Consider the following 20,865-nt stretch of genomic DNA (forward strand, 5'->3'; position numbering starts at 1 on the left):
CACGATCCGTCGCGACCTTTCCCATCGTCGCCCCATCCACGCCATGACAGTCACGCCATGAACTATGCCAGCCCCACCTACGTCGAAGAAACCCGCATCGGCTTCCGTTTCCTGAGCAGCTTCGTCTGGCAGCATCACGTGTTGCGCGTGGCCATCAACGACCTCAAGCGGCTGATCGGCGAACCGGCATCGCAGGGCGGCGTGTTGCTGGATGTCGGCTGTGGCCAGGGCAAGTCGTTTCGCCTGCTGCACGATGCCTTCCATCCGCAGCGATTGATCGGGCTGGACGCCGATCCGCACAGCCTGGAGCTCTCGCGCAGCGAGGCGGAACACGAACAGATCACGGCCGAACTGATCGCCGGTGACTGCGCCAACATCCAGCTGCCCGATGCCAGCGTCGATATCGTGTTCTGCCACCAGACCTTCCATCACCTGGTCGAGCAGGAGCGCGCGCTGACCGAATTCTGGCGCGTGCTGAAACCCGGCGGCCATTTGCTGTTCGCCGAATCCACCAAGGCCTATATCGACAGTTGGGTCATCCGCTGGTTTTTCCGCCACCCGATGCATGTGCAGAAAAGTGCCGACGGTTACCTGGCCATGCTGCGCCAGCAGGGCTTCCAGTTCGAACAACGCCACGTGTCGCTGCCCTACCTGTGGTGGAGCCGGGCGCGCGACTTCGGCCTGCTCGAACGCTGGGGCCTGCGTCGACCACCACCGCCGGGCCAGCGCGAGGAAACCCTGGTCAACGTCGCCGCGCGCAAACCCGGCCTCGCATGACAGCCCGTCTCAACGCGTTGGGCGTCATCTGCACCCTCGGCAGCGGCAAGGCGGCCGTTGCCGAGGCGTTGTTCGCCGGCGACGATAGTGGCCTGCGCGCCGAGGCCGGCTGGGCACCTGCGCGGTCGTTGCCGCTGGGCGCCGTGCGCGTGCCGCTGCCAGCCGTGCCGCAGGCGCTGGCGGCCACCCGCGACAATCGCGCCAATCGCCTGCTGCTGGCTGCCGCGCTGGAAATCGAAGGCGATATCCGCGCCGCCATCGCGCGCTACGGCAGCACGCGCATCGGCGTGGTGCTCGGCACCAGCACCACCGGGGTCGAGAAAGCCACCGACGGTATCGCCGGCCTGCGCCGCGACGGCGCGTGGCCAGCGGATTACCGTTACGCGGACCAGGAGCTGGGTGCACCCGCCGAATTCCTGGCCGAATGGCTGGACCTGTCCGGCCCGTGCTACGGCATTTCCACGGCCTGCACGTCGGGCGCGCGCGCACTGATCAGCGCACATCGGCTGCTGCAGATGGACATGTGCGATGCCGTGCTGTGCGGCGGGGTCGACACGCTGGCGCGGCTGCCGATCAACGGCTTCCTGGCGCTCGAGGCACTCGATGCCGCACGCTGCGAACCATTCTCGCGCAACCGCCACGGCATCAATATCGGCGAGGCTGCCGCGCTGTTCCTGATGACCCGCGAAGGTGGCCCGGTCGCCCTGCTGGGCAGCGGCGCCAGCTCGGACGCTTACCACATGTCTTCGCCCGATCCCGCTGGCATGGGTGCGCAACAGGCGATGCGTGCGGCACTGGCCGATGCCGGACTGGACGCCGGCCGGATCGACTATCTCAACCTGCACGGCACCGCCACCGAACACAACGACCGCATGGAAAGCCACGCGGTGGCAGCGGTGTTTCCGCACGGTGTGCCCTGCTCGTCCAGCAAATCGCTGACCGGCCACACGCTGGCCGCGGCCGGCGCACTGGAAGCCGCGTTCTGCTGGCTCAGCCTGGTCGACCACGCACACCGGCTGCCGCCCCATGTCTGGGACGACGCCGCCGACGCCGACCTGGCGCCGCTGTCCTTCACGCGGATCGGTGATCGCCTGCCGGAAAACGGCCCACGTCAGCTGATGAGCAACTCGTTCGCGTTCGGCGGCAACAACGCGAGCGTGATCCTCGGCGATGTGACGCCCGGGGGCGCGGCATGACCACATGGCCAATGGAGGACCTGCTGCCGCATACCGGCGAGATGATCCTGCTGGATGCGGTGACCGAGGCCGATGAGGAACGCATCGTCTGCCGTCGCACCGTCCGCCCCGGCGGCCTGTTCGAGGACGCCGATGGCAACTTTCCCGCATGGTGTGGCGTGGAGCTGATGGCGCAATGCGTGGCAGCGTGGTCCGGCTGGCAGGCGAAGCGCGAGCAGCGTCCGGTGCGGCTGGGTTTCCTGCTCGGCACGCGGCATTATCGTTGCGCTGTCGACGCGTTTCCGGTCGGCAGCGAACTGACGATCGAGGCTGTCCGCAGTTTTCATGACGACAACGGCATGGCAATGTTCACCTGCCGCATCGATGCACCGGGGGCGCATGCCGAGGCGCGCCTGACCGTGTTCAGTCCACTCGACCCCGATGCCTTTCTCGCTTCCACCGTACAGGGCCCAGACGCATGACTGAAACCATTCTTGTCACCGGTTCCAGCCGCGGCATCGGCCGCGCCATCGCGCTGCGGCTGGCCCGTGCCGGGTACGACCTGGTGCTGCACTGCCGCTCCCGTCGCGACGAGGCCGAGGCCGTGCGCACCCAGGTGCAGGCGCTGGGTCGCGACGCACGGATCCTGCAGTTCGACATCGCCGATCGCGCGGCCTGCGCCGAAGCGCTGACTGCCGACGTCACCGCGCACGCGGCGTACTACGGCGTGGTCTGCAACGCCGGACTCACCCGCGACGGCGCCTTCCCCGCGCTTACCGGCGACGACTGGGACAGCGTGCTGCGCACCAACCTGGACGGCTTCTACAACGTGCTGCATCCGCTGATCATGCCGATGATCCGCCGCCGCGCCGCCGGCCGCATCGTCTGCATCACCTCGGTATCCGGCATCATCGGCAATCGCGGCCAGGTCAACTACAGCGCGTCGAAAGCCGGCGTGATCGGCGCCGCCAAGGCGCTGGCGGTGGAACTGGCCAAGCGCAAGATCACCGTCAACTGCGTGGCACCCGGCCTGATCGATACCGACATGCTGGATCCCGAAGTACCGGTTGAACAGATCCTCGGCATGATCCCTGCCCAGCGCACCGGCACGCCGGAGGAAGTGGCTGCCGCCGTGGAGTTCCTGCTCGGCGCGGACGCCGGCTACATCACCCGCCAGGTGCTGGCGGTGAACGGCGGCCTGTGCTGACCGATGCACCTACACTTTTCGTCACGGCCACACGGCCACATTCACCCGCAAAGGAGATCAAACTGCATGAAAGCGAAAACCCTCGGCCTGACCATCCTGCTGCTCGCCGCCGCGCCCGGCGTGAGCATGGCATCGGACAAGGTAGTCCACCTGCCCTTCGACAACGCCGTGGCCGCCGCGACGCAAACCGGCAAGCTCGACGGCAGCGTGAAGTTTTTCCTGGCCGGTCACCAGCCCGCCGGCGCCAGGGTGGTGAATGACAACGTCACCATCAGCCGCAAGACCAACGCCTTCGGCAAGAAAGATCAGGAAAGCTGCGACTGGGTGCTGCAAGGCATCCTGATCTCCCTGCAGGAGGACGCGAAACGGGCCGGCGCCAATGCCGTGACCGACATCGTCAGCAACTACAACAACACCGAGTTTCGCGACAGCCACGATTACGAATGCCATCGCGGCTTCCTGATGTCCGGCATCGCGTTGAAGGCCAAGTTCGCCAAGATCAGACCCTGAAGCACCCGGCCGCTACAACGCAGCGCCGCATCTTAATGGGTGCGGCGCTTGCGTTATAATCCGTGGAATAAATCCCTCAAGGAATATCCGATGCGTCCCTTTCCTCTCGGCGAAGACATCGACCTGCTGCGCGAGTCCGTGCACGCTTTCGCGGAGAAGGAAATCGCCCCGCGCGCCGACCGCATCGACCGCGACAACCTGTTCCCGGCCGACCTGTGGCACAAGTTCGGCGAGATGGGCCTGCTCGGCGTTACCGTGCCGGAGGAATACGGCGGCAGCGGGCTCGGTTTCCTGGCGCACATGGTGGCGATGGAGGAGATCTCGCGCGCATCCGGTTCGGTCGGCCTGTCCTACGGCGCGCACTCCAACCTCTGCCTCAACAATATCTACCACAACGGCAACGAGGCGCAGCGCAAGAAGTACCTGCCGAAGCTGTGCAGCGGCGAGTACGTCGGCGCGCTGGCGATGAGCGAGCCGGGCGCAGGTTCTGACGTCGTCGGTTCGATGAGCTGCAAGGCCGAATTGCGCGGCGACGTGTGGGTCGCCAACGGCAACAAGATGTGGATCACCAACGGACCCGATGCCGACGTGCTGCTGGTTTACATGCGCACCGCGCCGCGTACCGCCGGCAGCCGCTGCATGACCGCCTTCATCATCGAAAAAGGCATGAAGGGTTTCAGCACCGCGCAGAAACTGGACAAGCTCGGCATGCGCGGCTCGAACACCTGCGAGCTGGTGTTCGACAACTGCGAGATCCCGGCCGAAAACATCGTCGGCGAGGTCAACGAAGGCGTGCGCGTGCTGATGAACGGGCTGGATACCGAACGGCTGGTGCTGTCCGGCGGCCCGATCGGCCTGATGCAGGCGGCGATGGACATCACCATGCCGTACGTGCGCGAGCGCAAGCAGTTCAATGCGCCGATCGGCACGTTCGAAATCATGCAGGCCAAGGTGGCCGACATGTACACCGCGCTGCAGAGCTCGCGCGGCTTCGCTTACATGGTGGCGCAGCAGTTCGACAACGGCGTGAAGTCGCGCATCGATCCGGCGGCCTGCCTGCTCAACGCTTCGGTCAACGCGGTGAAGGTGGCGCTGGAAGCGATCCAGTCACTCGGCGGCAACGGTTACATCAACGAGTTCCCCGCCGGCCGTTTGCTGCGCGACGCCAAGCTGTACGAGATCGGCGCCGGCACCAACGAGATCCGCCGCATGCTGATCGGTCGCGAGCTGTTCCACGGCAAGGCCTGACCTGCGCGGTGTGCTTTTCGAAGCACACCGTCACTCGCCGGCGCGGACCGGCTTGTCCAGCCGCACCAGCAGCACGTCGTGCGTCTTCATCAGGATCGGCTGGCTGTCCTCCAGCGTCACCGGCTTGCCGGTCCACAGATCCTTGCCGTGCTGCGCACCTTTCAGGCCCAGCCGTGCCAGGTCCAGATGGAAGGGATGCGTGCTGTAGCGCTCCGTCCAGAGATTGATTACGGCCACGGCCAGTCCGCCGCCAGCCAGCGGTTTCGTCCAAACCTCCATCTCGCCGTCGGCATACGCCAGCGTGCCCTGCTTGCCGAGCGGATCCTGGTCGATGGCGATCACATCACGATTGGTCAATATCGCGCGCACCTCGGGCGGCATCGTCGACAGGTCGTTGCCGGCGATCAAAGGCGCAGCCATCATCGCCCACAGACTGAAGTGCGCGCGGTTCTCCGGCATCGTCAGTTTCTTGTCGCCCAGCTGGTTGCCGACTTCCAGCATGTCCGGATCGTTCCAGTGCCCGGGGCCGGCGAATTTCGCCAGTCCCGCCTGCTGCGTCGCATTGGCATGGATCGACATCCAGTCAAGCCTGACGTCGTCGGTGGTTCGCCACAGGTTGCCGCGGATGGCAGGTGAAGCTCCCCACTCCCACACCGCATCCCAGCCGTACTGGCAGAGCGAATAGACCATCGGGCGCCCCGCTGCATCGAGGGCACGGCGCATCTTTTCATAGGCGGCTTTCATCTGGCGCATCTGTGCAGGCAGGTCGCCGGGATGCGCTACTTCCATCGTGTCGCGGCGGAAACTGCACAGATCGTATTTCAGATAATCGATGCCCCACTTTGCATAGGTGCGCGCGTCCTGCATCTCATGCCCGCGAGAACCGGTATATCCGGCACACGTTTCGCCACCCGGCGAACTGTAGATACCGAGCTTGAGCCCCTTGGCGTGGACATAGTCGGCCAGTGCCTTCATGTCGGGAAATTTCGCGTTTGGGTGGATCTCGCCGCTGGCGTCGCGCTTGCCCTGCCAGCCATCGTCGATGTTGACGTAGACATAGCCTGCGTCGCGCATGCCGCTGGCGACCAGCGCGTCGGCGGCGGCGCGGATGTCCTTGTCGCTGACCTTTTCGGCGAAATGGTTCCAGCTGTTCCAGCCCATCGGCGGCGTGGCGGCGGTGATGCTGGCGGCGTTCGCGATCGTTCCAGCCAGGCCAAGCAGGATCATGGCAACGCAGGTGAACATCTTCATCGAAAGTCTCCCCATCATTACGAATCACCGACAACCTCGACCACTTTCGGTCAAGTCGTCGGCTGCATGTCTTTCAGTGCATCCGTGCCACGAATGGAAGCAGCCTCGGTTCGATGCATGTCCAGCACCAGCAGTTCGTTGCTGCCTCGCTTCAACCAACTGGCCGGGCAATACAACCGTTGCTGCGGACCGATTTTCCAGTAACGACCGAGCAGGTGGCCGTTGACCCACAGATAGCCCTTGTCCCATCCACTCATGTCGATATAGCTGTCGCCCACTGCATCGAGCGCCAGCGTCGCCTTGAAGAACAGTCCTGGCCGTTTGGCCGCGTGTCGCAGCGGCCGCAGCTGGCCAAGCCACGTCCCGGCCAGCGGCAGGCTGAAAACATCCCAACCTTGCAGGATTTCTTCCTCCAACCGGACGCTGCCGACGATGCCCTTGCGGTCGGCCATCGCCTGACCGTAACCGACATGACCAAAGCTGTCGACCAGGATGTCCAGCACGACGGCGGCAGACGCAGCGACAATGGGAAGATCGATGCGATCGCCCGCATGCAAATCCGGATGCTGCACGCGCGAAAGATGGCCTACGTAACGGCCATCGCTGAAGACCATCGCGTAGTCGCGCACACCCTCGATTTGCAGTTCTCCGCCATTACCGGGAGTGCTGCGCCGATACAGCACCAGACCGTGATCCTGCCCGAACAGCAGCTCGTTGGCTTGCGGTGCGGTGACACGCCGGGACGCTGGCAGGTTGTCCCATAGCGACGCAAAGGGTTCGGCCGTGACCGCCGCGAAACGGATCGCCGGCGGCGCGGCCGGCACATCGGGCAGCGGATGTCGAACACTGGCGGCAATGAGCTGGCGGAAGGCGTGATAGTCGGGCGTGGCCTCGCCGCGTTCGTTGATCGGCGCACCGTAGTCGTAGCTGGTGATCACCGGTTCGAAGTGCGAGTAGTCGCCCTTGGCATTCGCACCGGCGGTAAAACCGAAGTTGGTGCCACCATGCACCACATATAGATTGAACGAATGCCCCTGTTGCAGCAGCTTGCGCAAAGTCGCCACGTAATCGCCACGCTGGAAATCCTTGTCGCCCCAGTGCGTGAGCCAACCCGGGTAGCCCTCGCCTACCCATACCGGCGCGTCGCCGGCGATGGCCTGCGCCGCGGCAAAGTCGGTATCGCCGTCCAGGCCCAGCGCCGTGCCAGGCAGATAGGTGTGCTGTTGCTGCAGCTCGGACAGACCATCGGAAATCGTGAACGGGCCACGGATGCCGTGCGCTTCCCACATCGCCTGCAGCTGTTTCAGATAATCCAGATCGTGACCGTACGAAGCGTATTCGTTCTCGACCTGCAGCATCAGCACCGGCCCGCCGCTGTACGCCATCAATGGTTTGATCAATGGCGCGATCGTGTCGATATAGCGGCGCACCGCCGCCATGTAGTCGACATCGTCCTTGTCGCGTATGCGAATTTGCGGATGGCGCAAGAGATACGGCGGCAGGCCGCCGAAATCCCATTCGCCGCAGATATACGGACCGGGCCGCAGATATACCCACATGCCCTCGCTCTGGCACAGCCGGATGAACCGCACGAAGTCGCGATTGCCGCTGTGCAAGTCGAACACGCCTGGCTCGCTTTCCAGGTGATTCCACATCAGGTAGATGGAAATCGTGTTGAGCCCCATCGCCTTCGCCATGCGGATGCGATGCGTCCAGTATTCGGCCGGGATCCTTGCCGGGTGCATTTCACCACTAAGGATCTGCAGCGGCTGGCCATCCAGAAGAAACTTTCGCTCGGCCAACTCCAGGCGATGTGGCCGTCCATCGGGCAACACGTCGACATGGCCGCCGGATACCCGCGTACTGCAAACCGGCATCGGTGTCAGCCAAGCCATGCATGGGGTCAACACGGACAGCTTCAGAAAATCCCTGCGTCGCATGGCAGCGTCTCCCCGCAACCGGAAAATGGTGTCTGACAGTACGCTCGTTCAGCAGCGCACCGGTGCCAGGCACTACTTCGATTTCTTTTCGATCGTGAATGCGTCGATGATCCTGCCGGCCCGGTCCGTCAGCGTGACTTTCAGCTCGCTGTCATTGGCTTTTACGCGGGCAACCTGATCCTGGCCTACCACCAGGATCGGAAAATCATTGCCGCGCTCGCCCGGCTTGATGTGCATGAAGCGATGTACGTGACCGGCGATGAACAGGTCGACGTGTGCCTGGTTGGCCTGCTGCATCCACTGATCATTCTTGCCGTCTAGCCAACCCCAGCTCGGATCGTGCCCCAACACTACCGTGAACGGCGCCGCCTTTGTCCGCGCGTCGTCGGCAAGCACCTGCTTGAACCAGGTGAACTCCTGTTGCCGGTAATCGCGCAGATCGTTCAAGCCGGCATAGACGTTGGTGGTGTCGGGCTTGTCCTCACCGGTATCGACCATCACCAGATGCAAGGGACCATCGTCGCGCGTGTAGAAGAACCTGCCGTTCTGCGAGTGCAGGTACTCGCCGAAAGAGCGAGCCTGCTCACCGCGATAATCATGGTTGCCGCGCACATAGAGCAGCGGCGTGTTTCCTCGAAGACCCTTTGCCATCGGATCGAGGAATTTGTCCTTCACCTGGTTCTCGTTGACGACATAGTTGAGGCTGTCGCCCGTGTGCACCACGAAATCGACCGGCGCCTGGCGGATCATGCCCATCAGCGCCTGGACGCGCTCCACGTCCTCGTGCGTGTCGGTGATGACGGCGAAGTCGGTGCGCTTCTTTGCGGCGTCGAAGGTGGTGAAGCTGGCAAGCGGACTTTCGGTCGTGCGCCCCATGTCGGGCCAGTACGGTTTCAACGCCACCACCCTTCGTGACGAAACGCGGTATTGGTAGGTGTGTCCCGGCTTCAAGCCGTCGATGACGACGCGATGCACGGTGCCGACCGGCACCAGTCCATCTACTTGAGGCACGACTTCGTGTTCGATTTTTCCTTCGCCGTAACTCACCTTGCCGTCGCTGGCACTGTCCGTCATCCATTCGACGATCACCGAGGTGTCCGACATGTCCAGCAGCAGTGGCCCCATCGTGATGGCCGGCGTGGCGTCGAAGGTCCGGTAAGGGACATTGGGGTCGTCATCCAGCACGACCTTTGGCCGGACCTGCGGGGATTTTCCTGCGGGCGCCGTCGCGGCTTGTGCGGGTATCGCCATGGATGCGAGCAGGATCGCGCCCAGTGCCGCCATGACGTGTCTTGATGCGAGACGCTTCATTCATCACCTCCTGGAAGCTGTCATCTGTCCCGGAGCGTGCCCCGGGACAGATGCAGCGCCATCGAACTCAATAGTCGTAAGTGACCGATAAACGCGCATAACGGGGCGACTGCGTGACCTGTGCCGTGCCGTACAGCGGATTGGGCGAGCCGGACGAATCGCGGTAGTAGCTCGGGACGATGTTGGTCACACCCTGGGCATTGAATACGTTGAAGACGTCCAGATGCAGGGCAAGCTTGTGCGCCGCGAACGCGGGTGCGTACTGGACACCGAGGTCCAGCTGCCGCTGCCAAGGCAAACGACCGGTGCTGCCGGGCGGCACCGGCACGTTGTTGCAGTAGTGATAGGACGAACCGTAGCCCGCCGGGTCGACATTGCCCGGGAACAAACCAAGACAGACCTTGGGTTGACCCGACTGCAACGTCACCTTGCCCGAAACCAGCCACTCCGGAGTGATCTGGTAATAGCCGAACGCCTTGAACTGATGCCGGTGATCGTTGCCCTGGTCGCCATTGCTCCAGACCATGATCGGACCGTTGTCCCAGTCGGCCGATTCCTGCGGGCCGTCAGACTTCGCATCGGACTGCGTCATGCCCTCGGTGTTGCCGTAGCTGCGCGAGAGCGTGTAACTGACATTGCCAAACCACTGGCCATCGAACGGATGCTCCAGGAACGTCTCCAGTGCGTAATAGTTGCGCTTCATCTTGGGGAAACCGAGCGCCTGGCGAGTCGCCTTCACGTCATGCAGCTGCCCGTTGGTGTCGGCAACCACGAAGGTGTTGTCGGTACCGGCATTGATCAGATGGCAACCGTTGTTGTCCGGCCCCATGATCACCCCTTGCTGCGCCGCGATCGCCGCGAGCGTGTCCGCATCGCAGAAATCATCGATCGAGCTGCGCAACACGCGCCGGGTGGCCTTGGCGCCATACAACCAGTCGTGGCCGAGTGTCTTGCTGAAACCCAGCATGTACTCGTCCTGGTACATCGCCTTCAGGTTCTTGGCGACCACGGTCTTGGGATCGGGCAGCTGGCCAAAGTTGCTGTTCGCCGATACCGGCCCGGACATCGCGGTCAGCCCGGTGGGTACACCGCTCGCATCAATGCCGCTGTAAGTGAAGTACTGGGTGGTGCTGAGCTCGGAACTGCCCGCGCTCAGCGCCGGCTCCAGTGGCGAAGCGAGAAAGTAACGGCCCGCATTGCCGTACACCTTGAAGCTGGAATCACCGTTCACGTCCCAGGCGAAGCCCAGTCGTGGCGCCCACTGGTTGTTCTGCTTGATGTACGCCAGGGCAGCGGCGTTGTAGTTGGTGAACTGGTCGTCGCGCAGGCCCAGCGAGAGCAGCAGCTTGTCGGTGACCTGCCAGTTGTCCTCGATGAACTGCGCGTGCTCGCTGGTGCGCACGTTGTTGAGCGCACGGTCCACCTGGCGCTTGACGTAATAACCTTGCGCGCCATTGGGATAGTTGGCGGTGGGACCGACGCCCAATCCGGTGTTGAGATCATTTCCCGGATGGTCGGTCTGGTTGTACGACCAGTAATAGCCGGGACCGGAATCCACCGCCCCCTGCTTGAGCGCCGCGGCGGTGAGGTTGTCGATGCCGGCGGTAAGCGTATGGTCGCCCAGTTTGTATTCCAGGCTCACCCGCAGGTTGGTTGTGCGGTTGCCACGACCCGGGTCACTGATCGAGGTGACCGTCTGATTGGTCAATCGCGGATCACCGCCGTTGAGCGTCGGATTCTGCAGCTGGGGATTTTCGATGTATACCAGCCCCGGATCGTAGCCTGCCACCTCGCTGAAGGCAGCCGTGTGCATCTTGCCGTACATCGCGTTGAGGGTGAGGTTGTCGGTGAGGTAGCCGGTGTATTTGGCCGTCCACAGGTCGCCCCCCGTCTTGGTGTTTGCCGCGTGACCGAAGAGCGCGCCACGCTGGTAGTTCTGGTAGTCGTAGCGATACGTATCGGCAGCGGTCTCGCGTTTGCTGGAAGCGCCGGTGAGCTCGAGGATGTTGCTGTCGTTGATGTTCCAGTCCACCTTGGCATACCACTTGGGCATGCTGTAGTGGTAGTCCGTATAGGGCGACGTCGAGGTCACCGCGCCCAACGAATTGCCCTGCTGCTTGGCCATCTCCGCCGACGCGAAGAAGAACAACTTGTCCTTGATCAGCGGGCCGCCGACATAGGCGTCGTAGGTGGTCACCCAGTAGGAGTTTTCACCGCGTGCGTCGTACAGGTCACCGTACTTCGCCACCTGCCCTGGCGTGGTTGGCAGGCCGTTCTCGTAATAGAGGGCGGTGGCTGGTGCACGTGCAAAGGCAGGCTCCCAACTCGCCTGGCCGCCGAAGTGCCACTCGTTGCTGCCACGCTTGCCGACCATGTTGATCACGCCACCGTCGGAACGACCGTACTGCGCGCTGTAACCGCCGGTGTAGACCTCTTCCTGGTCGATCGAGCCGTATGGCAGGGTGATGCCGCCTTCGGATTTCAGCGGATCGGTGGTGTTGAAGCCGTTGATGTAATACGCGTTCTCGTTGGCGCCGGCGCCACCGAAGCTCGCCAGCGAACCACCGGTGGCGGTGGTGAAGCCACCCGTGTTGTTGACCACGCCCGGGGCGAGCAGCGCCGCCGCTTCGGCGGTAAAGCCCAGCGGCAGCTTGCGCAGTTGTTCGGCGGTGATCACGGTGCGCGAATCCACGCTGGTCACGTCGATGCTCGGTAGCGTGTTGGCCGTGACATTGACACCGGCCAGGTTCTTCGCAGCCATATCGCCACTGGCCGCTTCCGGATTGAACGAGACATCGGTTGCCTGTCCCACCCGCAGGTTCACGCCGCTGCGCGTTTGCGCCGTCGCGCCGTTGTGCTTGAGCGTCACCGTGTAGGTGCCCAGCGGCAACTGGTTCACCGTGTAGCGGCCGCGGCTGTCGACCTGCGCTTCGCGCTGCAGACCGCTGGTGCTCTGCACCGTGACTGTCTCACCTGTCCCGGCCGGCACCTGTCCCACGATACTGCCGGTGGTCGACTGCGCATGCACCACACCACCGGCCAGGCTCATGGCAATCAGCAGACACAACTCTTTCTTGCCCATCAACTCACGCTTGTTCATGTTCATGCCACTCCCCGATGTCCGGATAAATTCAGCCAGTTTTTGATAACCACTCACACCCTCCCCCACCACGCCAACAGACAACGGCGACTTCTCGCCGAGCCTTCAAACCAAACGATCCAGTCGAACCAGAACAGCACTGCCACGTGGCAACACGATGTGGCAATTGCCATGCCTGTCCAGAGCAACGGGGCGACCGGCGGTCGCGTCACCGACGCCCTCGAAGACGATGCCGTGGCGGCTGTCCAGCGCGGGTGCCGACAGCTGCACGACATGACCGTTGCCGTACCCGCTCAAACCATTGATGGAGACCGTGGCATCGCGTTCGGAATCCTTGTTGATCAACGCCACCTGTACTGCGTCATCGCGCCGTGCCGCGTAGGCAGTCAGGTTGGCGCCAGCAGCATTCAATCGGCCTGGCAACATCCGTGCACCAGCAAACTGCTGTGCCAGCAGCATGCCGTGGTACAGCGGTCGCGGCTGGAAGCCGAGCGCGACATCGCCGGCAATGGCCGAGTAACGTGAAGTGACGGCGTCGCGCCGACCAGGCAGATCGGAAGCCGCTGCGCTGTCTGCAGCGCGACCAAGCGATGCCTCGACCGACAGCAGCGTGCCACCGTGGAAGTTGATGCCGGCCACGCCGCGCTGCGCCAGCGCGAGCATGAAATCCGCGCCCCACAACGCCGAGGCGAACACATTGCTGACCCCGTCGCGGCCGCCGAAGTAATAGGAGTTCGCTTCGGTGAGATAGAACGGAAGTTGTGCGACATCCGCCGCGTGCACGATCTGTTCGACTTCCGCGTAGAACGCCGGATCGCCAGCGAGCATGTCCGGGATTGAACCGTTCGGCGCCGCATCGCGGTAGTAATGCCGGCTGAGAAATACGTTGCGCTTGCCGTGCCGCGTTGCGTAGTCGATCACCCAGTCGGTGTTCGCGCCGGTGTCGGGGCCGGCGATCGGCACGCCCACCGCGCGGATCGCCGCGGCATACGGACTCCACGCCGCATCGAAGGCCGCGTAGTCCGCCTCGTAGTTGTTCGCCTCGTTGCCGATCTGGATGGCCAGCAGGTCGTCGCCGACGATCCGCTGCACGGCCTTGGCCAACTCCGCTGCCATCGCCGGCACGCCGATCTTCAGGTTGACACCAAACACCAGCTTCCAGCCGGTGGCGTGCAGGAAACCTGCCAGCGCATGCAATGCTTCGGGCCCGAGCACGAACGGCTGTTGCGGTCCGCCCTTGCGCGCGCGTTGCACCGGCAACTCACCGCGATACCCGCTCCATATCGTGTAGTCGCTGGTGTTGCCGCCGATACGCAGCACGCCGTGCGGACTCAGGCCACGAAACAACTGCACCAGGCTGTGGTTGTCAGCGCAAAAGAATGTCGGATCCGCCAGCTGCAAGGTCTCGTAGCTCAACCCGGTGAGCGTGGGGCTGACCGTGCGCCCCGGCCGATCCGGCCGCACGGCGAACTCCGCCCTGGCCCACGCCCGCGAGGGCGACCGCTCCGCAGCGTGGACAAGGTCGCCACAGGCGGCCACCAGGGGCAGCAGGCCAGCCGCCTTCAGCAGATTGCGCCGGGTCGGATCGACCATGACTCAGTGCTTCGTCATCGGCGTCAGTTCGAGGGTCAACACCTCGAACGGTGCCAGCGTGATGCTGCCCGGATGATCGGCGTCCAGGCGTTGCGGTACCTGGCTGCCACCGGTTTTCCAGACGTCGTGCACGCTGAAACGGCGCGCGGCGTCTTTCGGAAGCTCCAGCTGCCGTTGCAGGTCGATCACGGTCATCTGCGCGTGATCGCTGGGATTGCGCAGCGTGACGATCGACTTGGCGGGCGACCACGACGCCCAGCCATACACGTCGAGCCGGTCCGGCGCGCCGCCAATCCAGTGCGTGTCGCGCAGCACATCGGCGTGGGTGCGCGACCAGCGTGCCGCCGCGGCCAGCATGTCCCAGTCCTGCGTGCTGAGCAGCGAGGGCGTGATGTACATCTCCTGCAGCTCGGTGCCGGTGGCGAAGTACGAGTGCACCTCGTTGGCGAAATCGTGGCCCGGGTCGGTATTGAGCTTGCGGTTTTCCTTCGCGTAGATGATGCCGTGGAGCATCAGCGAATTGATCGGAAACAGCGGACCCTTGAGCACGATGTTGCGATACGTCTGCGCGTCGCGGTAGGTGATCCACTGTTCGCGCGTGCTGCCGACGCCGGTTTCGCTGTCGTCCTCGCCATCGCGCCAGATGGTATCGGCGTAGCGCAGCCAGAACGGCGACGCCCAGGTACCCGTGGTGAGGTTGATGAAGGTATCCGGCTTAGCGGCGCGGATGTCCTTGATCAGCTGGATCGCCGCAGAAAAATCGCTGTCGAAACGACTGCCCGGAAACACCTTGTCGGCGTTGCCGGTGCCGTCGAACTTGAACTGGTTGATGCCGTCCTTGCCGACCAGCTCCATCACCACATCGTGGAAGCGCTGGTAGTACTTCGGACCGGACAGCGCGAGACCGCCGTCGATGATTTCATAACCCGCCTTGGCGCCACGCTGGGCACGTTCCTTCGCCGGCGGACCATAACCACCCCATGGCGACAGCCACATGCCTGGAGCGGCGCCGTACTTCGCCGCTGCCTCGCGCAACGGCGCGAAGCCGTGCGGAAAATCCTTGCTGAAATGCCAGCTGCCGCTGCGGTCGTCCCAGCCGTCGTCGAACAGGTACGAGTCGAGCGTCACGCCGCGTTTCACGTGCAGCTCTTCACCGATGGTCTTGATCCGGTCAAGCGCCTGCGCCTCGGTATACGGCGTGAAATAACCGATGTCGTACCACGAGTTGTAGTGCAGGAAGGTCCGGTACGGATGCGCCCGCTCGCGTTCGACATAACTGGCGAAATCGCGCCGCAGCTGGCCCTCGCGCACCACGCCGACCACCGCCGAATAGGCGATCGTCTTGCCGTGTTCCAGCGGCAACTGCCGGTCAAGGGTGAGCTTGATGTTGCTGCCGCGCACGGCACTGTCGGAAAGCGGATCCTCGAAACCGAGATAGACGTCGCCCGCGACCACCGGCGAGCCCTTCGCCTCGCCACGGACTTCCGCCCCGGCAACCTGCGTCTGCAGCAGCGAAACCTTGGCGATCTTCTCGTCCTGCTTGAGCGCGGTGATCGACACCAGCTCACGCAGATAGGGCGAGCCGTCGCGCTGAACCAGTTGCCAATCCACCCGGAAGCGCCCGTCGGCATCGCCGAAACTGGCCTGCACCGACTTGCCGGGCAGCCGCTCGGCCAGGCGCGAGGCATCGGCGTGATTCGGCAACACGGTTTCATGCAGCGGCGAGAGCAGCTGCATGTCCGCGGCAGTCAATGTCTTGCCGTCCTCCAGCACCAAAGCAAACGGCGCAACCACCTTCAGCGATTGCCGGTGCACGCGGTCGACGACCGTCATGCCAGCCAGGTGTTGCTGGTCGATCGTCCAGCTCGCCTCGATCGCGGCGTTGCCGAAGCTCTCCACGCCCTGGTGATCAACGAAGCTCGCCGCGCCGGGTTCGAGCACAGCCTTGCCCGTGGCGATGCTGTCCTCGGCGTGTGCCGTGCTGAAACCCGTCAGCGCGACCAGCAGGCAGGAAGCCAGCATGCTCATGCATGACGAACGAAGGGAATGTGGATGCGGTGCTGCCATGGTTGCCTCTCGTGTTGATTTATGGGTATCGCCCAACCGGTTGCATCCAACGCCCTGTGCCCGTGCAACTTCGCAAGAGGGTGAATGCAGCATTCGGTGGAAGCGGCAGAGCACGTTCGGATGCCGCGCGATGCGTCGCTCCGTAATGAGCACTTTTACGGCTGCTTTGAGAGCCACTGCTGATAGTCGGACGCATCACAACGTGCCAGATTTACCGTGCTGTTCTGCCCGGCATCGCCGGCCGCGTTGAGGCATCGACCAGAGCCCACGTTGAACCACGCCTGCGAGCCAGGCATGTACAACCATTCCTGGCTGCTGTCGGCAGTGCAATACGCGGTGAGTACGGCACTGCTGCCATGTGCCTGCAGGCAAACGCTCCGGTCGACCAGATTCAGCCGGTTGCTGGCGTCATTCGCCAGCAGCTGATTGGCAAACGCCTGGGGAGAACTGCCGTTGCGCGCACAGGTATTGAGGCCCAGGTGGTTGCCACCCAACGTATCCGCGCAATAATGCTGGACGCGACTCCTGGCGATGAAAGACGCGCCAGAAGACTGGTTGATGGTGGTAATGGCCGTGTGGTCCGGGTCGATCGTCGAACGGGCGATGGACGCGCAATCACCATAGACCTGTGTCGAGGCGTTGTTGGTTTGCACGGCGTTTTTCGCCGGGTCGTACATGACCGGAGCGTAGAACACGGCGGTCGTGGGGGGCACTTCAGAGCACGAGGAATACTGCTCCGATCCCTGGGTGAAATTCTCGACGAACTGCGGCACGACCCCTTGCAATATGCCGTTGCTCGCGGGCGAATGGATGGTTCCGATAACCGTGGTGGTGCCCGTGCTCTTGTCGGTGATCGAGGCCTTCCACAGGTAGTTTTCGCCTGCATCGGCCTTTCCTGCAGGAATCGTTGTCTTACCCGCGTACTTCAAGTGGAAGGTGTATTTGGCCCCTTCTTTCCATGCTGGCGCGTCGTTGCCTTTTGTAGTGAACAGGCATTGCGTGCCAGTGCCTTCACCGCCGAAACCCTGGCATACCGCACCAGAAGCGGGACCGGCTTTGTCGACACTCGAGTCGTAGGTCTGGCCGAAGATCGAAAAGAGCACGGTCTTGGTCTTTTTTGAGTTTTGCTGGATGCCGGTATAGCCGCCCTGGTTGACGTTGACCGTCCAGAAAAACTGACTGGCGTAATACGTATTGCCGTTGTTGCCCGGCTCATGAGTAACCCGGATCGAGGCATCGATTGCGTTGTAGCCATACAGGCCATCGACATTGGCGACAGTCGAGGCGGGGTAGTAGTAGTGGTTCGCCGTCATGCCACCTGCAACCACGGCGTGGGCCGGGTTGGCCAGGAAAGCTCCCATACCCGCAAGCCCGCAAGCGAGATGCAACAGATATTTTTTCACGGTCGATGCCCCATGGTGAGTGGAAACGTGGCGCGGCGTCCCTGCCCCTTCGTCGCGATGGCTCCATGGCCGCAGAAGGAGATGCGAGGTTCGGGATGCACGACGCATCCCGCCCGGCAAAAATCCTTTACGCCCATGTTTGTTTCCTCAGCTTTCATTACCGAAAGGTGTAGCGGGCAATCAGCATCGTGGTTCGCGGTACCTGCCAGGTGGGCGCGCCATAGCTCGGCTCGAGAATCGGTTGCCCGTCGTCCTGGAACCCGCCGGTGTCGTAGCGTTGTGCCGAATCGATGCGACCCTGGCGATTGGTGATGTTCTGCACCTGCAGATCCAGGCTCAGGTGGTTCGACTCGTTGATGGCCCAGTCGTAACCCACACCGAGATTCAGCTGCCAGAACAATGGCGAACGACCGGCGGTACCTAGTGGCGCAGGTACGTTGTCGCAGTAATGGCTGGCGGCGCCATACAGCTCGGCGGGATTGTCGATATCCGGATAGGTGCCCAGGCAGTTCTGCGGCGTGCCGGTGGACAGGTCGAACGTACTGCCGACGCGAAGCCCATTGGAGAAGTAGTAAACGCCGTTGAGCTTCAAACTGTGCCGCACGTCGCCGGCCAGGTTGCCGGAGCTGTGCTCCATCAGGCCGGGGAAGTCCCACAGGATCTGCTCGGAGGGACCGCCGTTGGTACGCGTGCCGAGGTTGAGCAGGCCGTCGTAGTTGCCGTACAGATGCGCCCACGTGTAGCTGAGGTCGAGGTAGTAGGGTTCCTCGCTGTTTTGCGTGTGGGTCAGCTCCAGCGTCAGATGCACATACTTGCGCGTGGGCGCCGGGCCGAACACATTGCCCGGTACGGTCAGCGGCTCCAGCTTGCCGTCGCCGTTGTAGTCACGCATGAATACCTGCGCGATGCCCGGGTTGATCATCGGACAGCCGCTGGAATCTTCGTAGTTCGGGTAGCCGTGCGCTTGCGCGTAGTCGGTGATGCCCTGGGTGTAGCAGGTGTCCTCGATCGCACGCTTGAGCGAGGAGTAACCCAGTTCGGCCATCGACGACCAGCTGTTGCCCAGCGTCTTCTGCACGTACACCTGAAACTCGTACTGGTAGGGCGCCTTGATGTTGGAGGTAGCCACGTTGGCCGCGCTGGGCGCCTGGCCGTTGATCAGCGTGCTTTGCGGGCCGATCTGGGTCAGGCCGGTGGGTGCCTGGGTCGTGGGGTCCCTGCCGGTATAGGTGTAATAGCGGTTCCATTGCGTGACCGCCCCGGCCGCGCCGTTGTTGACGCTGGACGGAATCGGGATGGTGTACTTGCCGGCGTTGGCACCGATCTTCATCGAGCTGTCGCCGTAGACATCCCACGACAAGCCGAGTCGCGGCGACAGCAGCGGCAGGTGCCAGAAGTTCTGGCCGTTGATGTTTTTGTTGATGAAGGTGTCGTCACGCAGGCCGGCATAGACGATCCAACGGTCGGAGGCCTGCCAGTAGTCGTCGATGTAGAACGCCTTGTTGACGGTGTAGAACGGGCCACCGGTGCTGATGTAGTACCGGTCGACGTAGCGTCCGTCCGCTGGCGCGGGCGAGCCGTTCGGCAGGATGGTGCCGGGCTCGTTGTGGTAGGTCCAGTCGCCACCCTCGGTGGTGGTGGTGACGTTGTTGATGAAGTGCTTGTAGTGCTCGCCACCGATGGTGATCTTGTGATCGCCCAGGTTCCAGGTGAAGTCGCCCTTGAAGCCGCGACGCCAATACGCGAACGGATACAGCTGGTTGCTGGTGGTGGTGAGGCCGATATTGCGAGTCACCCGGGTGACCGGATCGATCTCGTGCACGAACGGCAGACCGGTACCGCTGGTGGAAGTCGGACTCAACGACGACTGACTGAGGTAACCACCCATCAGCCGCAGGCTCATGTCGTCGTTGATCTGCCAGTGATAGTTGCCGATCAGAAACTGGTTCTTGACCTGGCTCGAGGTCCAGCCGTAGTACGCGCCCTTGGAGGATGGATCGTAATCGCGCGTCAGGACGTACTGATTGTTGAAGGTGTTTTTCCAGTCACGATTGCCGACCACGTTGAGCGACTGGTCGTTGTCGATGTTCCAGGTAAGGTTGAGCAGGCCATTCTTGTCGCGGACGGCTGTATCGGTTTGCTGCGTCTGCGAATTGCCCTGGCTGGTGTTGGCCGGCGAGTTGCCCAGCATGGCGAAGAAGAACAGCTTGTCCTTCACCAGCGCGCCGGATGCCCACAGATACTGGTTCGTGACATTGGCGCTGTGGGTATTGGAGGAATTGAATGCGTAATAGTCGCCCCGCGACGTGCGCGAATCGCGCGAGCGTGGGTTGAACCACGATGTGCCCGGCGTGAAGTACAACGAATAGCCGGCCTGAAAACGGTTGCTGCCTTGACGCACCGTGGAGGAGATGTTTCCTCCGGTCGTGCTGGTCCAGCTCACTCCGGCATTGCTGCTCAGCGCCTGCACCGAGCTGATCGCCTCGGCCGGCAGGTAGGTGGCGCCCAGGCCTTGGTAGTCGTAGGTGCTGTCGAACTCGTTGTAGTAGTAGCGGTTCTCCGCCGGGCTGGCGCCGCCCATCTGGATCAGGCCGGTGGTCTGGTTGTCGTAACGCACCCTGGAGCTCAACAGCGCGACGCTCTCGGGACCGCGCCCGGTCGGCAGCTGGTTGACCACGTGCATGTTGTAGTTGCTGGAGAACTCCGGCGTGCTCACGTCGATCGGGATCACATTTGTATCGAGCGCCGTTCCATTCACATGGATCGCGGAGAGATTGGCTGCGTTGTTCGACGCCGCCGCGGAAACCTCGGCGCTGGACAACGCCGGCACCGCGGTCTGCACGTTGGCGTTCACCGTGATCGTGCGCGTGCCGACGGTTGCGCCGTCCTGCGAGGCGGTCACCGTATATTTGCCAGGATTCAAACCGGCGACGGTGTAGCGTCCGTTGCTATCCGGATGCAGCTCGCGGTGATAACCCGTCGTTGCGCTGGTGACTTCCAGCGTGACCTTGCTGCCGCCAGGTTCCTTGCCGTACAGACCGCCGGTAATCGATTGTGCGTGGACGACCCCTATCCCCAACGCTGCCAGCAACCCCATCGCGAGCATGGTCTGTCCGACCCGCCCGTTCCCCGCCCTCACCCTTGCTGCGTTCATGTCAACCTCGTCGTTGAACCCGTATGCCGTGCCGCCTTCACACTCCCCAGCGGCCGGACACTTTCTGAAAAACCATCGCGGAAACTCCCGTTCCGCGATCTCAATGCAACCCGTCGTTCTCCCTCGGCA

The 20,865-nt window shown here is 63.0% G+C and carries 14 protein-coding genes; 6 read left to right on the plus strand and 8 right to left on the minus strand.

Features of this window, described 5'->3' with window-relative positions; all coding sequences use genetic code 11:
* Nucleotides 1-57: 57 nt before the first annotated feature.
* From ACPPVV_RS12255 to ACPPVV_RS12280, 6 genes are all read left to right on the plus strand, one after another.
* Complete coding sequence (locus ACPPVV_RS12255; RefSeq protein ID WP_426700171.1) at nt 58-777, plus strand: class I SAM-dependent methyltransferase; 720 nt, start codon at nt 58-60, stop codon at nt 775-777.
* On the plus strand, nt 774-1,973 hold the full coding sequence (locus ACPPVV_RS12260) for a beta-ketoacyl-ACP synthase (protein WP_426700172.1): 1,200 nt from the start codon (nt 774-776) through the stop codon (nt 1,971-1,973). The genes ACPPVV_RS12255 and ACPPVV_RS12260 overlap by 4 nt, the downstream gene beginning before the upstream one ends.
* Nucleotides 1,970-2,434, plus strand: coding sequence for a 3-hydroxylacyl-ACP dehydratase (locus tag ACPPVV_RS12265; protein ID WP_426700173.1), 465 nt, complete (start codon nt 1,970-1,972; stop codon nt 2,432-2,434). The genes ACPPVV_RS12260 and ACPPVV_RS12265 overlap by 4 nt, the downstream gene beginning before the upstream one ends.
* Complete coding sequence (gene fabG, locus ACPPVV_RS12270; RefSeq protein WP_426700174.1) at nt 2,431-3,159, plus strand: 3-oxoacyl-ACP reductase FabG; 729 nt, start codon at nt 2,431-2,433, stop codon at nt 3,157-3,159. The genes ACPPVV_RS12265 and fabG overlap by 4 nt, the downstream gene beginning before the upstream one ends.
* A gap of 66 nt (nt 3,160-3,225) precedes the next feature.
* Nucleotides 3,226-3,669: an excinuclease gene (locus tag ACPPVV_RS12275; protein WP_426700175.1), complete on the plus strand. Its 444-nt coding sequence runs from the start codon at nt 3,226-3,228 to the stop codon at nt 3,667-3,669.
* Nucleotides 3,670-3,759: 90 nt separating this feature from the next.
* Nucleotides 3,760-4,917: an isovaleryl-CoA dehydrogenase gene (locus ACPPVV_RS12280; protein WP_426700176.1), complete on the plus strand. Its 1,158-nt coding sequence runs from the start codon at nt 3,760-3,762 to the stop codon at nt 4,915-4,917.
* 30 nt (nt 4,918-4,947) lie between these two features.
* On the opposite strand, the gene ACPPVV_RS12285 is transcribed toward ACPPVV_RS12280, so the two are convergent.
* The 8 genes from ACPPVV_RS12285 to ACPPVV_RS12320 all read right to left on the minus strand — a co-directional run bounded on the left by ACPPVV_RS12285 (nt 4,948) and on the right by ACPPVV_RS12320 (nt 20,736).
* On the minus strand, nt 4,948-6,168 hold the full coding sequence (locus ACPPVV_RS12285; RefSeq protein ID WP_426700177.1) for a glycoside hydrolase family 27 protein: 1,221 nt from the start codon (nt 6,166-6,168) through the stop codon (nt 4,948-4,950).
* A 50-nt stretch (nt 6,169-6,218) separates the two neighbouring features.
* Nucleotides 6,219-8,108, minus strand: coding sequence for a beta-galactosidase (locus ACPPVV_RS12290; RefSeq protein ID WP_426700178.1), 1,890 nt, complete (start codon nt 8,106-8,108; stop codon nt 6,219-6,221).
* Between the two features lie 72 nt (nt 8,109-8,180).
* Complete coding sequence (locus ACPPVV_RS12295) at nt 8,181-9,419, minus strand: metallophosphoesterase (RefSeq protein WP_426700179.1); 1,239 nt, start codon at nt 9,417-9,419, stop codon at nt 8,181-8,183.
* Nucleotides 9,420-9,486: 67 nt separating this feature from the next.
* Complete coding sequence (locus ACPPVV_RS12300; protein WP_426700180.1) at nt 9,487-12,525, minus strand: carboxypeptidase regulatory-like domain-containing protein; 3,039 nt, start codon at nt 12,523-12,525, stop codon at nt 9,487-9,489.
* Between the two features lie 99 nt (nt 12,526-12,624).
* Entirely contained in the window at nt 12,625-14,112 is a 1,488-nt protein-coding gene (locus ACPPVV_RS12305) for a hypothetical protein (protein WP_426700181.1), read from the minus strand.
* Nucleotides 14,113-14,115: 3 nt separating this feature from the next.
* Complete coding sequence (locus tag ACPPVV_RS12310) at nt 14,116-16,140, minus strand: enterotoxin (RefSeq protein WP_426700182.1); 2,025 nt, start codon at nt 16,138-16,140, stop codon at nt 14,116-14,118.
* Nucleotides 16,141-16,334: 194 nt separating this feature from the next.
* Nucleotides 16,335-17,702, minus strand: coding sequence for an RICIN domain-containing protein (locus ACPPVV_RS12315; RefSeq protein ID WP_426700183.1), 1,368 nt, complete (start codon nt 17,700-17,702; stop codon nt 16,335-16,337).
* A 37-nt stretch (nt 17,703-17,739) separates the two neighbouring features.
* Entirely contained in the window at nt 17,740-20,736 is a 2,997-nt protein-coding gene (locus ACPPVV_RS12320; protein ID WP_426700184.1) for a TonB-dependent receptor, read from the minus strand.
* Nucleotides 20,737-20,865 lie beyond the last annotated feature (129 nt).

The organism is Rhodanobacter sp. Col0626 (assembly GCF_049994385.1).
Lineage (GTDB): Bacteria > Pseudomonadota > Gammaproteobacteria > Xanthomonadales > Rhodanobacteraceae > Rhodanobacter.

Excerpts from the sequence above, each read along its gene's own strand:
- ACPPVV_RS12285 (WP_426700177.1), bottom strand. The coding sequence starts at position 6,168 with ATGAAGATGTTCACCTGCGTTGCCATGATCCTGCTTGGCCTGGCTGGA.
- ACPPVV_RS12290 (WP_426700178.1), bottom strand. The coding sequence starts at position 8,108 with ATGCGACGCAGGGATTTTCTGAAGCTGTCCGTGTTGACCCCATGCATG.
- ACPPVV_RS12320 (WP_426700184.1), bottom strand. The coding sequence starts at position 20,736 with ATGAACGCAGCAAGGGTGAGGGCGGGGAACGGGCGGGTCGGACAGACC.
- ACPPVV_RS12300 (WP_426700180.1), bottom strand. The coding sequence starts at position 12,525 with ATGAACATGAACAAGCGTGAGTTGATGGGCAAGAAAGAGTTGTGTCTG.
- fabG (WP_426700174.1), top strand. The coding sequence starts at position 2,431 with ATGACTGAAACCATTCTTGTCACCGGTTCCAGCCGCGGCATCGGCCGC.
- ACPPVV_RS12275 (WP_426700175.1), top strand. The coding sequence starts at position 3,226 with ATGAAAGCGAAAACCCTCGGCCTGACCATCCTGCTGCTCGCCGCCGCG.
- ACPPVV_RS12260 (WP_426700172.1), top strand. The coding sequence starts at position 774 with ATGACAGCCCGTCTCAACGCGTTGGGCGTCATCTGCACCCTCGGCAGC.
- ACPPVV_RS12255 (WP_426700171.1), top strand. The coding sequence starts at position 58 with ATGAACTATGCCAGCCCCACCTACGTCGAAGAAACCCGCATCGGCTTC.
- ACPPVV_RS12305 (WP_426700181.1), bottom strand. The coding sequence starts at position 14,112 with ATGGTCGATCCGACCCGGCGCAATCTGCTGAAGGCGGCTGGCCTGCTG.
- ACPPVV_RS12265 (WP_426700173.1), top strand. The coding sequence starts at position 1,970 with ATGACCACATGGCCAATGGAGGACCTGCTGCCGCATACCGGCGAGATG.
- ACPPVV_RS12280 (WP_426700176.1), top strand. The coding sequence starts at position 3,760 with ATGCGTCCCTTTCCTCTCGGCGAAGACATCGACCTGCTGCGCGAGTCC.
- ACPPVV_RS12295 (WP_426700179.1), bottom strand. The coding sequence starts at position 9,419 with ATGAAGCGTCTCGCATCAAGACACGTCATGGCGGCACTGGGCGCGATC.
- ACPPVV_RS12310 (WP_426700182.1), bottom strand. The coding sequence starts at position 16,140 with ATGAGCATGCTGGCTTCCTGCCTGCTGGTCGCGCTGACGGGTTTCAGC.